Source organism: Martelella sp. AMO21009 (genome assembly GCF_053484295.1).
Genome location: NZ_JBAKFR010000006.1, coordinates 68855 through 81594 on the forward strand (window position 1 = coordinate 68855; position 12740 = coordinate 81594).

11 protein-coding genes are annotated in these 12740 nt (G+C 63.3%); 5 read left to right on the forward strand and 6 right to left on the reverse strand.

Going from position 1 to position 12740, the window contains the following annotated elements; genetic code table 11:
* Nucleotides 1-61 precede the first annotated feature (61 nt).
* The 4 genes from hutI to hutU all read left to right on the forward strand — a co-directional run bounded on the left by hutI (nt 62) and on the right by hutU (nt 5520).
* Complete coding sequence (gene hutI / locus V6766_RS09550; protein ID WP_448465821.1) at nt 62-1276, forward strand: imidazolonepropionase; 1215 nt, start codon at nt 62-64, stop codon at nt 1274-1276.
* Complete coding sequence (gene hutH, locus V6766_RS09555; RefSeq protein ID WP_448465823.1) at nt 1273-2808, forward strand: histidine ammonia-lyase; 1536 nt, start codon at nt 1273-1275, stop codon at nt 2806-2808. Before hutI ends, hutH begins: the two co-directional genes overlap by 4 nt.
* 216 nt (nt 2809-3024) lie before the next feature.
* Entirely contained in the window at nt 3025-3828 is an 804-nt protein-coding gene (gene hutG, locus V6766_RS09560) for an N-formylglutamate deformylase (protein ID WP_448465825.1), read from the forward strand.
* A 15-nt stretch (nt 3829-3843) separates the two neighbouring features.
* Nucleotides 3844-5520, forward strand: a complete 1677-nt coding sequence (hutU, locus tag V6766_RS09565; protein WP_448465827.1) for a urocanate hydratase — start codon at nt 3844-3846, stop codon at nt 5518-5520.
* A gap of 51 nt (nt 5521-5571) precedes the next feature.
* Here the strand turns inward: hutU and V6766_RS09570 are convergent, their stop codons facing one another.
* From V6766_RS09570 to V6766_RS09590, 5 genes are all read right to left on the reverse strand, one after another.
* The gene (locus V6766_RS09570; RefSeq protein ID WP_448465829.1) at nt 5572-6993 is read right to left on the reverse strand and encodes an alanine/glycine:cation symporter family protein; all 1422 of its coding nucleotides are present in this window, start codon (nt 6991-6993) and stop codon (nt 5572-5574) included.
* A 208-nt stretch (nt 6994-7201) separates the two neighbouring features.
* On the reverse strand, nt 7202-8224 hold the full coding sequence (locus V6766_RS09575; RefSeq protein ID WP_448431752.1) for an LLM class flavin-dependent oxidoreductase: 1023 nt from the start codon (nt 8222-8224) through the stop codon (nt 7202-7204).
* Between the two features lie 254 nt (nt 8225-8478).
* Entirely contained in the window at nt 8479-8694 is a 216-nt protein-coding gene (locus V6766_RS09580) for a hypothetical protein (protein WP_448465831.1), read from the reverse strand.
* A gap of 133 nt (nt 8695-8827) precedes the next feature.
* Nucleotides 8828-9052, reverse strand: a complete 225-nt coding sequence (rpsU, locus tag V6766_RS09585; protein ID WP_018065179.1) for a 30S ribosomal protein S21 — start codon at nt 9050-9052, stop codon at nt 8828-8830.
* Nucleotides 9053-9292: 240 nt separating this feature from the next.
* Nucleotides 9293-9502 carry a cold-shock protein gene (locus V6766_RS09590; RefSeq protein WP_448431748.1) on the reverse strand — a complete coding sequence of 70 codons (210 nt, stop codon included), beginning with the start codon at nt 9500-9502 and terminating at the stop codon, nt 9293-9295.
* Between the two features lie 528 nt (nt 9503-10030).
* On the opposite strand from V6766_RS09590, the gene V6766_RS09595 reads away from it, so the two are divergent.
* Entirely contained in the window at nt 10031-11764 is a 1734-nt protein-coding gene (locus tag V6766_RS09595; protein ID WP_448465833.1) for an AsmA family protein, read from the forward strand.
* Nucleotides 11765-11769: 5 nt separating this feature from the next.
* Here the strand turns inward: V6766_RS09595 and V6766_RS09600 are convergent, their stop codons facing one another.
* Entirely contained in the window at nt 11770-12639 is an 870-nt protein-coding gene (locus V6766_RS09600) for a LysR family transcriptional regulator (protein WP_448465835.1), read from the reverse strand.
* Nucleotides 12640-12740: the final 101 nt, after the last annotated feature.

Here is a 12740-nt window from a genome sequence, read left to right on the forward strand (position 1 = left end):
TTGCGCGTAATTGTGTTATGTATATACATAATATCCAACCAAAGACAACAAGGGGAAAGGAATGGCTTCCGCCGCGCCGAAACTTTTTACCAATGCCCTTATTGCCGCCATGACCGATGGTGCTGAGGCCATCGAAGGTGTGCTCGCCGTTGAGGCCGGGCGCATCGCCTATGTCGGCCCCGAAGCGGGATTGCCGGAGCGTTGCACCGGCTTCGATACGATCGATTGCGGTGGACGGCTCGTCACCCCGGCGCTGATCGATTGCCACACGCACCTTGTCTATGGCGGCAGCCGCGCGAAGGAATTCGAGATGCGGTTGGAGGGCGCGTCCTACGAGGAAATCGCGCGCGCCGGAGGCGGAATTGTCTCCACCGTGACCGCGACCAACGCGCTTTCCGAGGATGCGCTGGTCGAAGCCGCCCTGCCGCGCCTCGACGCGCTGCTTGCCGAAGGCGTCGCCACCGTCGAGATCAAGTCCGGCTATGGCCTCAATATCGAGACCGAGCTGAAGATGCTGCGGGCGGCGCGACGCCTTGCCACGCTTCGTCCCGTCCGGATCAAGACCACCTGGCTTGCCGCCCACGCAACACCGCCGGAATACAAGGGCCGCAACGCCGCCTATATCGAGCAGGTGGCGGTTGCCGGCCTCGAGATCGCCCATGATGAAGGTCTGGTCGATGCTGTCGATGCCTTCTGCGAGGGCATCGCCTTTTCGCCGGACGAGCTTCGCCCGGTCTTCGACAAGGCGAGAGCGCTTGGCCTGCCGGTCAAGCTCCATGCCGAGCAGCTTTCCAATCTCGGCGGCGCTGCGATGGCGGCATCCTATGGGGCGCTCTCCTCCGACCATCTTGAATATCTCGATGAGGCCGGCGTGAAGGCCATGGCCGCCGCAGGCTCCGTCGCGGTTCTGCTGCCCGGGGCCTTCTACACGCTGAAGGAAAAGCAGCACCCGCCAATGGCGGCGCTGCGCGCGGCCGGCGTGCCGCTGGCGCTCGCGACCGATTGCAATCCCGGCACCTCGCCGTTGACCTCATTGCTTCTGACGATGAACATGGGCGCGACGCTGTTTGGCATGACGGTCGCTGAATGCCTTACCGGCGTTACGGCCAATGCGGCCCGCGCGCTTGGCCTCGCGCAGGAGACCGGCACACTGCAAGCCGGCAAGGCCGCCGATATCGCCATATGGGATGTCGATGCGCCGGCCGAGCTTGTCTACCGCATCGGTTTCAATCCGCTGTCCCGACTCTATATCGCCGGTGATGAGGTTATGCGATGACGCTTGTCCTGAACCCCGGCAACGTGACGCTCGCCACGCTGGAAGACATCTATCGCGGCGATGATGTCGTGCGGCTTGATCGCGCCTGCGACGCAGCCATCGAAAAAGCCGCCGCCCGCATCGCCGCGATCGCGGCCGGCAACGCCCCGGTCTACGGCATCAATACCGGCTTCGGCAAACTCGCCTCGATCAGGATCGATGCCGCGGACACGGCCACCCTGCAGCGCAATCTCATCCTGTCCCATTGCTGCGGCGTCGGCGCGCCGCTTGAGGCCAGCGTCGTGCGACTGATCATGGCGCTGAAGCTGATCTCGCTCGGTCGCGGCGCTTCGGGCGTGCGGCTCGAACTGGTGCGGCTGATCGAGGGCATGCTGGCAAAGGGCGTCACCCCCGTCATTCCGGAAAAGGGCTCGGTTGGGGCATCCGGCGATCTCGCGCCGCTCGCCCATATGGCCGCCGTGATGATGGGAGAGGGCGAAGCCTTTTACGCCGGCGAGCGGCTTTCCGGCCGGGAGGCGCTGGAAAGGGCTGGCCTGACGCCCGTTCAGCTCGCCGCCAAGGAAGGGCTGGCGCTGATCAACGGCACGCAGGTGTCGACCGCGCTGGCGCTTGCCGGCCTGTTTCGCGCCTTCCGCTGTGCCGCTACCGCGCTCGTCACCGGAGCGCTCTCCACCGATGCGGCGATGGGCTCGCCGGCACCGTTCCATCCCGATATTCATACGCTCCGTGGTCATAAGGGCCAGATCGACGCGGCGGCAAGCTTGCGGGCGCTACTCGAAGGTTCCGAAATCCGCGTTTCGCATATCGAGGGCGACGAGCGGGTGCAGGATCCCTATTGCATCCGCTGCCAGCCGCAGGTTGATGGCGCCTGCCTCGACCTTCTGCGCCAGGCCGGCCGCACGCTCGAAATCGAGGCCAATGCCGCAACCGACAATCCGCTGGTGCTTTTCGACGACAGCGTCGTTTCTGGCGGCAATTTCCATGCGGAGCCGGTCGCCTTCGCGGCAGACCAGATTGCCATTGCGGTCTGCGAGATTGGCGCGATTGCCCAGCGGCGGATTGCGCTTCTGGTAGACCCCGCGCTTTCCTTTGGCCTGCCGGCCTTCCTGTCGAGAAAGCCGGGGCTCAATTCCGGGCTGATGATCGCGGAGGTGACCTCGGCTGCGCTGATGAGCGAGAACAAGCAGATGGCGCATCCGGCGTCGGTCGATTCCACGCCGACGTCTGCCAATCAGGAAGATCACGTATCGATGGCCTGCCATGGCGCGCGGCGGCTTTTGGCGATGACCGAGAACCTGGCCAACATCATCGGCATCGAGGCGCTCTGCGGTGCGCAGGGCGTGGAGCTGCGTGCGCCGCTTGTCACCAGTCCGGCGTTGCAGCGGGTGATCGCCGCCTTCCGCGCGCGGGTAGCGACGCTCGAGGGCGACCGTGATATGGCCGGTGACCTTGAGAAGGCGGCGGCGGCGGTGCGCGATGGCGTTTTGCTCGAGGCCGTCGGGGCAAGGGTGTTGCCGGAGATTGGGCGTTGAGGTCTTTCCGCATGTCATTGCCGACACCGGGGTTCCGCCCCTCACCCGGCGCATGCGCGCCACCCTCTCCCCTCCGGGGCGAGGGGAAGCAAGCAGCCATCGCCGGAACGCGTGGACAGGCAGGGCGTCCCCTTCTCCCCTTGGGGAGAAGGTGGCCGAAGGCCGGATGAGGGCAGGCGGCGCGAGCAGTAACACTAGACGTAGGAATATTGTCCCATGACCGATCCCGTTATCGTCAAACACGGCGCATCGCCGGTCATTCTCGGCTTCCCGCACACGGGCACCCATGTCCCGCCGGAGATCGAGGCGCGGCTGAACGACAATGGCCGTCTGCTCGCCGATACCGACTGGCATGTCGACCGGCTGTATGATGGTTTGCTTGCCGATGCGACGACAGTGAAGGCGACATTTCATCGTTACGTCATTGACGCCAACCGCGATCCCTCGGGGGCGAGCCTCTATCCCGGACAGAACACGACCGACCTGGTGCCGGAGACGGATTTTGACGGCAAGTCGATCTGGAAGGATGGCCAAGGACCGAGCGAGGCGGATATTGCGGCCCGCATCGAAGCCTTTCACGCACCCTACCACGCGGCTCTTGCCGCCGAAATCGCGCGGGTGAAGGCGGAACACGGTATCGCCATTCTCTATGACTGCCACTCGATCCGCTCGCACATTCCCTTCCTTTTCGACGGCAAGCTGCCGGATTTCAACATCGGCACCAATCTCGGCGTCACCTCAGCGCCCGAATTCGAGGCGGCGGCGCTAAGCGTGGTCGCCCATGCGCCGGGTTACGACCATGCCGTCAATGGCCGCTTCAAGGGCGGCTGGACGACGCGGCATTACGGAAAACCCGAAACCGGCGTTCACGCCATCCAGATGGAACTGGCGCAATCGACCCATCTGACAACCGAAGCGCCGCCCTTCGCCTATGACGAGGCCAAGGCGGAAAAGCTGCGAAGCCATTTGCAGGATATTCTCGAGCGGATCGAACGCCTATCGTTCTCCGCACGCATGTAAAAGAGGGAACAAGCCATGACCGATAACCAGCGACACAATGCCCGCGAAATTCACGCCCCGACCGGTACGGAGCTCACCGCCAGGAGCTGGCTCACCGAAGCGCCGCTCAGGATGCTGATGAACAATCTCGATCCGGATGTCGCCGAAAAGCCGCATGAGCTGGTGGTCTATGGCGGCATCGGCCGGGCGGCCCGCACCTGGGGCGATTTCGATAAAATCGTCGAAACGCTGAAGACGCTGGAGGACGACGAGACGCTGCTGGTGCAGTCGGGAAAGCCGGTCGGCGTGTTTCGCACCCATGCGGATGCGCCGCGCGTGCTGATCGCCAATTCCAACCTGGTACCCCACTGGGCCAACTGGGACCATTTCCACGAGCTCGATAAGAAGGGCCTGATGATGTACGGCCAGATGACGGCCGGCTCCTGGATCTATATCGGCGCGCAGGGCATCGTGCAGGGCACCTACGAAACCTTCGTGGAGGCCGGCCGCCAGCACTATAATGGTGACCTCAAGGGCAAATGGATCCTCACCGGCGGTCTCGGCGGCATGGGCGGGGCCCAGCCGCTGGCAGCCGTGATGGCCGGCGCCTGCTGCCTTGCGATCGAATGCGACCCGACCCGCATCGATTTCCGGCTGCGCACCGGCTATGTCGATGAAAAGGCCGAGACGCTCGACGAAGCGCTTGCCATGATTGATGCCTGGACGAAGGCGGGCGAGGCGAAATCCGTCGGCCTGCTCGGCAACACGGCGGAAATCCTTCCCGAACTCGTCAAGCGCGGCGTCCGCCCCGATATCGTCACCGACCAGACCTCGGCGCACGATCCGGTCAATGGCTATCTGCCCGCCGGCTGGAGCCTCGGCGAATGGCGCGACAAGGCCGAGCGTGATCCCAAGGCTGTCGAAAAGGCCGCGCGCGCATCAATGCGCACCCATGTGGAAGCCATGCTCGCCTTCTGGGACTTAGGCATTCCGACGGTCGATTACGGCAACAATATCCGCCAGATGGCCAAGGAAGAGGGCTGCGAGCGCGCCTTCGATTTTCCGGGTTTCGTGCCGACCTATATTCGACCGCTGTTCTGCAAGGGCATCGGCCCGTTCCGCTGGGCAGCGCTGTCCGGCGATCCGGAGGACATCTACAAGACCGACCGGAAGGTCAAGGAACTGCTCCCGGACAACACCCACCTGCACAACTGGCTCGACATGGCGCGTGAGCGCATTCATTTCCAGGGCCTGCCGGCACGCATCTGCTGGGTCGGCCTCGGCGATCGCCACCGGCTTGGTCTTGCCTTCAATGAGATGGTGAAGAACGGCGAGCTGAAGGCCCCGATCGTGATCGGCCGCGACCATCTCGATTCCGGGTCCGTCGCCTCGCCCAACCGCGAAACCGAAGCCATGCAGGATGGTTCCGATGCCGTGTCCGACTGGCCGCTCCTGAACGCGCTGCTCAACACCGCGTCCGGCGCCACCTGGGTGTCGCTGCATCACGGTGGCGGCGTCGGCATGGGCTTCTCCCAGCATGCCGGCATGGTGATCTGCTGCGACGGCACCGACGATGCCGCCCGCCGTATCGGTCGCGTGCTCTGGAACGACCCGGCCACCGGCGTCATGCGTCATGCCGATGCGGGCTATGATATCGCCATCGACTGCGCTAGGGAAAACGGCCTCCGTCTGCCCGGAATTCTCGGCAACTGATCGGTCCGCGGCGGAACCAACAAGCGCCGGGGTTCCAGCACCGCTCCTCGATCACTTCGCGTCGGGCCAGGCCGTGGGGTCGGTGTCGAGATCCGGGAATTTCTTCGGATCGAACACCGGCCGCTTGATGCCTGCGGCGAGCTGGTCGCGGAAATCGTTGATCAGCCGGAGCGCGATCGGGAACAGCATCATCAGCGCCAGCAGGTTGACGACCGCAAGGATGCCCATCATCGGGTCGGAGAAGTTGAACACCGCCGTAGCACCCGGCGCAACCGCGCCGATAAAGACGATCGCGATGATGACGCCCCTAAGGATCTGCACCGCGCTCGGCTTGTCGGTCATGAAATCAAGCGCGTTCTCGCCGAGATAGTAGTTGTAGATGATCGACGAGAACGAGAACAGGAAGATCGCCGCGGTAAGATAATATTGCGCCCAGGCGCCGAGGTGATCGACAATGCTCTGCTGGGTCAGGATCACGCCATCGACCCCTTCCTGGCCCGGCTGGTAGACATCGCCAAGCAGGATCACGAAGGCGGTGCAGGAGCAGATGATCATCGTATCGATGAACACCGAGAAGCTCTGGGTGATGCCCTGGCTCACCGGATGGCGGACATAGGCGGTGGCCGCCACATTGGGCGCCGAGCCCAGCCCCGCCTCATTGGAAAACAGCCCGCGCCTGAGACCGTTGGAAACCGCGGCCCCGATGCCGCCGGCCACCGCCTCGCGCAAGCCGAGCGCATTCGCGACGATATCCCACAACACCGCCGGAACAGCGGTGATATTGAGGAGGATGATCACCAGCGCCATGCCGATATAGCCGAAGGCCATGATCGGGATGATGACATCGGAAACCTTGGCGATGCGATGAATGCCGCCGAAAACGATGAAGCCGGTGGCAGCCGCCAGCACGATGCCCGTGACATAGCGTGGAATGCCGAGGCTATCGGCAGCCGCGCCCGCGACGGTATTGCCCTGAAACGCATTGAAGCCGATCGCGAAGGCAGCGATCAGGCAGACCGCGTAGATCAGCGCCAGCCAGCGATAGTTTTCGCCAAGACCGTGGATAATGGCCTGCGCCGGCCCGCCGCGATAATCGCCGTTCGGTTCGGTGCGCTTGTAGGCCTGGGCAAGCGTCGCTTCGACCAGGCCCGAGCACATGCCGACAAGGGCGATCGCCCACATCCAGAACACCGCGCCCGGCCCGCCGGCCGTGATCGCAACCGCCACGCCGGCTATATTGCCGCCGCCGACGCGACCGCCGACCGAAACGAACAGCGCCTCGCGGGCGCTGATCTTGGAGGGATCGCCATCCTCGTCGCCCCACAACACGCCGAACATGCGCTTGAAGAAGCGGAACTGGACGAAGCCGCTCGCTGCCGTGAAGAACACGCCGAGCACGACCAGGAACGGCACCAGCGCCCAGCCCCAGGTCAGATCATTGATGTAATTGAAAATCGTATCGAAAAACTGCACTGCCAGTCCCCTTTTGTCGCAAATGCATGCCGCGCCTACGCGCATCGATGCTCAGGGTCCCCACCCGAACGGACCGGCATGGTCCGTTGTTTTTGCTTTGCTTGGGGAAAGCGTATGCGCGAACGCGCCACGGGACAAGCAGGTTCTCAATTGTCATCTGTCAATTCGGAGGCGGCGGGCCGAAACGCCCGCTGCCTCCGAAAAGGCGTCAGCGCCAGCCGAGGCCCGGCGCGACATGTTTCAGGATCGCCTCGATGACATGGGCGTTATAGGCAACGCCAAGCTGGTTGGGCACGGTGAGCAGCAGCGTATCTGCCTCGGCAATCGCCTCGTCGCCCTTCAGCTGCTCGATCAGCCGGTCCGGCTCGGCGGCATAGGAGCGGCCGAACACCGCGCGGGTCTTTTCATCGATATAGCCAATCGAATCCTGCTCGTTGCCACCACGGCCGAAATAGGCCCGGTCCATGTCGGTGGTGAGCGCGAAGATCGAACGGCTGACCGAAACCCGCGGCGTCCAGTCGTGGCCGGCCTCTTTCCAGGCGGCGCGGTAGGCGCGGATCTGGTCGGCCTGCTGCCTGTGGAGGGGCTCGCCGGTCTCGTCGAATTTCAGAGTCGAGCTCTGCAGGTTCATGCCAAGCTTCGCCGCCCATTCCGCCGTCGCATTGGTGGCCGAGCCCCACCAGATGCGCTTTCTGAGCCCCTCCGAATGCGGCTCCAGCCGCAGCAGTCCGGGCGGGTTGGGAAACATCGGGCGCGGATTGGGCTCGGCAAAGCCCTTGCCTTCAAGCTGGTCGAGGAACACTTCCGTATGGCGCCGCGCCATGGCGGCATCGTCTTCCCCTTCGCCGGGCTGATAGCCGAAATAGCGCCAGCCCTCGATCACCTGTTCGGGCGAACCGCGCGAAATGCCAAGCTGCAGCCTTCCGCCGGAGATCAGATCGGCGGAGCCCGCATCCTCGACCATGTAGAGCGGGTTTTCATAGCGCATGTCGATGACGCCGGTGCCGATCTCGATCCGGCTGGTCCTCGCGCCGATCGCGGCCAGCAGCGGAAATGGCGAGGAGAGTTGCCGGGCGAAATGATGCACCCGGAAATAGGCGCCGTCCGCGCCCAGTTCCTCGGCGGCGACCGCAAGGTCGATCGATTGCGACAGCACATCGGCGGCCGAGCGGGTCGCAGATTGCTGCGACGGCGTCCAGTGCCCGAAGGACAAGAATCCTATTTTCTTCATAATCTGCATACCTCCGGCATGTTCATGCCTCTGTTTTACGGCTTCGCCCTTTTGTTCCGATAGATGCCGTTCGCGCAGGCCAAGAGCAATGGGGCATTCGATGAACACTGCGTTTCCCGGTCAACGCGCGCCCAAACGCAAAACGACCCGCCATTGGGCGGGTCGTCGTAATGTCGGTATATCGGTGCGGCCTGAGCCGAACAATGACGGCGCAGGGGGAAAATCAGTCGGTCAGGCCAAAACCCGAACAGGGCCTATTTGGCCGCCTTGCGGGCCCGGTCTTTCCTGGGCTTTTCCGCCGGAGCAGCCGCATCCCGCTCCATTCGCAGCCTGCGCAAACGCGCCGTCTTGGTATCCAGAAGCCTGGCCTCCTCGGCAATGATCTCGCGCGCCGCCCTGTCGGTGGTCGCGAGCTTGTCCGTCGCCGAAACCCGGCCGGGCTTGAAAAACTGATCTTTTGTCGCAGTCATGGCCATCTCCCTGATCGGATGCCGCATCGGCTTCCGGGACATTCCGCGGCCGGGCGGGATCGCCCTGACCCTTGGAATGCGTCAACATGAACGGAGAGAGCCGTTGCTCTTGTCCGCCAAGGGCCGGCTTGGGCTAGCCCTTCTTGCGCGAGGGAAGGAGACCTTCGCGCTGCATCTGCTTTCTTTTCAGCTTGCGCAGACGACGCACCGCCTCGCCCGCTTCGCGGTTGCGTTTTTCCGAAGGCTTCTCGTAAGACCGCCGCGCCCGCATCTCGCGAAAGATGCCTTCACGCTGCATTTTCTTCTTCAGGACGCGGAGCGCCTGATCGACATTGTTATCTCTTACCAGTACCTGCAAGAAAACCTCCTTGATTGGTTTATGTTTCTTCCACGTTCCCGGCCATGCGGCGCGTCAGCGCGCACGGACGGCAACATGAAAACAAAAAGGCCGGGATGAACCCGACCTCTTCCCAGTCACTGCCAGTACATCCGTGGTCAGCGACAGCGAATGACAATTATCTGCTGCTTGAAATAGGGCGATATGCGCCAATGCCCGAAGCGGTTGCCAGTACATCCGTGGTCAACCAGGGCAATAAGATCAAGCAGCCTGAAGATTGTCGGCCGCGCTCTTTCCAGAGCGGTTGTCGCGAACGACTTCGTAGTTCAATTTCTGCCCGTCATTCAGCGATTGCAAACCTGCACGCTCAACGGCAGAGATATGAACGAAAACGTCCGTGCTGCCATCATCGGGCGCGATAAAGCCGTAACCCTTGGCAGCATTGAACCATTTGACTGTTCCGGTCGTCATGACGATTTCCCTTCATTTGCGTTTCCTTCGCGGGAATTCGCGAAAGAGATCGATTTTGAGAGGAAATCGGTAGGGCAAATCGCCCCGGACAACGTCACAAGCAATGGTCGATGATCACCATATAGGCTCCTGCACCGCCGATTGCAACGGTCGGCGACAAATTAAACCTGCCAACGCGGCCGGAGCGGGACCCTGACGCCACGAGAGGCAGCAGAAAGGGCGGCTCTGAGTCTGCCCCCGCGGGCGCTGCCCCCTTTGTGGGGAAGGAAGCCAGCGATGCGGAGTCAAAAGGCGATCCTTGAAAAACGGGGAGCACGGTCATTCTTGCCGGCCTTGGCCGGGGACGTAAACAACAACCCATTATTGTGCCATTAGCAATTTTCGGTTATCGCCGGGACGGGAGTGTGCAGATACAGGCCTTATCTCATGAGAATTCCATCGCCAGCCGCGCTTTTTTCGGGACGGCCCCGCCGACTGGTCCGCCGCCGGTGGGTGCGCTACGGGCTTGCGGGCGGAATTCTTCTAGCTGTGGCTGCCTATCACCTCGTGCCCACCATCGTCTCGCCCGCTTCCATAGGCGATGCGCTGGAGGAGGAGCTTTCGGACTGGCTTGGCGCACGCGCGACGGTTGCGGGCACGCCGGAGATTTCCTACTGGCCCCGTCCCCGGATCACCGCGCATGGCGCCGCGATCCCCCGCCCGAGCGGCGGCGGTCTTCTGGTCTATGGCAACGCGGCGGAGTTGACGGCCGATTTCGGCATTTTCGGCGCGCTTTCCGGCAAGCCCGCCTTCTCCGACCTGACCTTCGAAAAGGCCGTCATCGTGCTGGAAGATGCTGGCGACCCGGGCGCCCTGCCGGCCAACCGGCTGGCGATGGCGGTCGCGGCCATCCAGGATGGCGAGGCGATCGACGGCATTGACGGCAGGGGACCGGGAGAATTGCGGCTGATCGACAGCACCATCGCTATTGCCGACAAGGGCGATGGCGATCCGCGGATCGTGAAAGCCGTCACCGGAGAGCTGGACTGGGAAGAACTGGACGGCGCCGCCCGGTTCACGGGCTCGGCCGAGATCGGCGGCGAGCCGACCGAGATCGCGCTCAGGACCGCCAAACCGGTCGCGATGTTTGCCGGCGGCTCCTCCACGGTCGATCTCACGCTTTCCAACGCGCTTGCCTCGGTAAACTATCAGGGCACCGCGTCGGGCAGACGGCCCTATTTCCTCAACGGCAGCTTCTCTCTTTCGACCGCCGATCTGCAGAATCTGATGACCCGGCTCGGCGTCGAGACCCAACTTCTCAGCACCGTCGGACAGGCATCACTGAAAGGACAGGTCGCGCGCAGCGGACCATCCCTGCGCTTCTCGCCCGTGGAACTGACAATCGGGGATTCCAGGGCAAGCGGCGCTCTCGATATCGTCATGCAGACGCCCGATGAGCCCGCCCGGATTTCCGCGACCATGGCGTTCACCGATATCGCGCTGTTCGATGCCCAGTCCTCGCTGCCATCCTGGATCGATACGATGGCGGAAGGTGCCGACGACGGAACCGGCGAGCCGCTCTCCGATCTCGATCTGCGGGTCTCGGCCGGCACCGTGCGGCTGTCCGACATCACCCTTTCCGATGTCGCCGCCAGCGTCATCCGCACCAGCGAGCAGACCAGTTTCGATATCGCCGACAGCAGGCTCGACAATGGGTCATTGTTCGCCCATGTCGCGGTGCAGAATGCCGGCACCGCCAAGGTTCGGCTGAATGCCGAAAACGTCAGATCGGGCCCGCTTTTCCGCCAGCTCGGGATCAGCGTTCCGCTGGAAAGCGACGCGCTCACCCTTGAACTGGTCTACCAGGCGAATTTGCCGCTGGAGCGGAACGCCAAGGACGGCCTTTCGGGCAATTTCCGTTTTTCGGCCGGTCCCGGCCAACTGACCTGGCTTGACCTCAACGCGATCCTGGCAACGGCCGAAAACAGCAATGCCTTCGCCTTTTCGCCGCTGAAACAGGCGCCCTATGCCTTCCAGTCAATCAAGGGCCGGGGCAGTCTCGATGGCACCATCCTCACGCTCGACGGCGTCACCATCGAAGGCGAGAACCGGCAGATCACGATCGAGGGGAGTGTCGATACTGCCACCGGGCAGCTTGAGGCAAAGCTGACGGCGACGCCGAAGACCGGCGATACTCCGGGGATCGCGCTCGATATCAGCGGCAATGCGCTTGCCGCCTTCGCACGCGTTACCGAGATCCCCGCGGGGACCGCATCCGATTAGCCCCTTCAGGCATCCGCGCCGGAGCGTCTGCCGGCATAAAGCTCCGCCCGCGCCTTCATGAACCCGAACAGCCGGTCGGCGACGCGGCGGATATCGCGCTGGCGGCGATCGTCGTCATGAAGCACCAGCCACTGGTCGTGGGTGAGTTCATCGATCACCGGACCCGCGCGCACAAGCCGCTGGTTGGCATCGCCGATGAAACACGGCAGGACGGCAATGCCAGCGCCGGCCTCGACCAGATCGAGCATGGAGCGCGGCCGGCTTGCCGTCATGATGATGGCGTTGGCGTGGTGCGTGTGGGGCCAGATGAGGTAACGCGAAATCGCGGCTTCCCTTGTGACCGCGATCCATTGCTCCGCGACCGCCGCGTTCCGCGCCCTGAACGGGGCATAGGCGGCAGGACACAGGCGACGGGCGGCAAGATTGGCCTCCTCCGGCCGGAAGGCGCGGATGCCGATATGGTTTTCGCGGTGGGCAAGGCTCGCGCGCTGTTCGCCAACGAGGAACTCAAGGCGGACGGGATCGTCCGGCGCGCGGATTTCGCTGATATGCTGACTGACGAGAAAGGCGTTCCAGGTGCCAATGCCAAGACGCACCAGCGTCGGGGCCGCCGTCTCGCCGCCCCAGTCCTCGACCCGGCGCAGCCTGCCTTCCGCCTCCTTCAGCATCGCGTGGAGCGTTTCGCCGTCCGGCGTCAGGCTGTAGCCGCGCGGGCTGCGGGTAAAAAGCACCCTGCCGAGCCGTTGCTCAAGGTCGAGCATATGGCGGCCGACCGTCGCCGGGCTCAGCGCGCTTTCCTCGGAAGCGCCGGTAAGCCCGCCATGGCGGACAACCAGCAGGAACAGTTGATAATGAGACCATGGCGCATTTTTCATGAATGAAAAATAGCCCTCATTTCAGCCGGTATCAAACGATAATTTTTGCGCTTAATAGAGGCGATGGCTCACGTAAAGGAGACATCGCAATGAACCTGGAA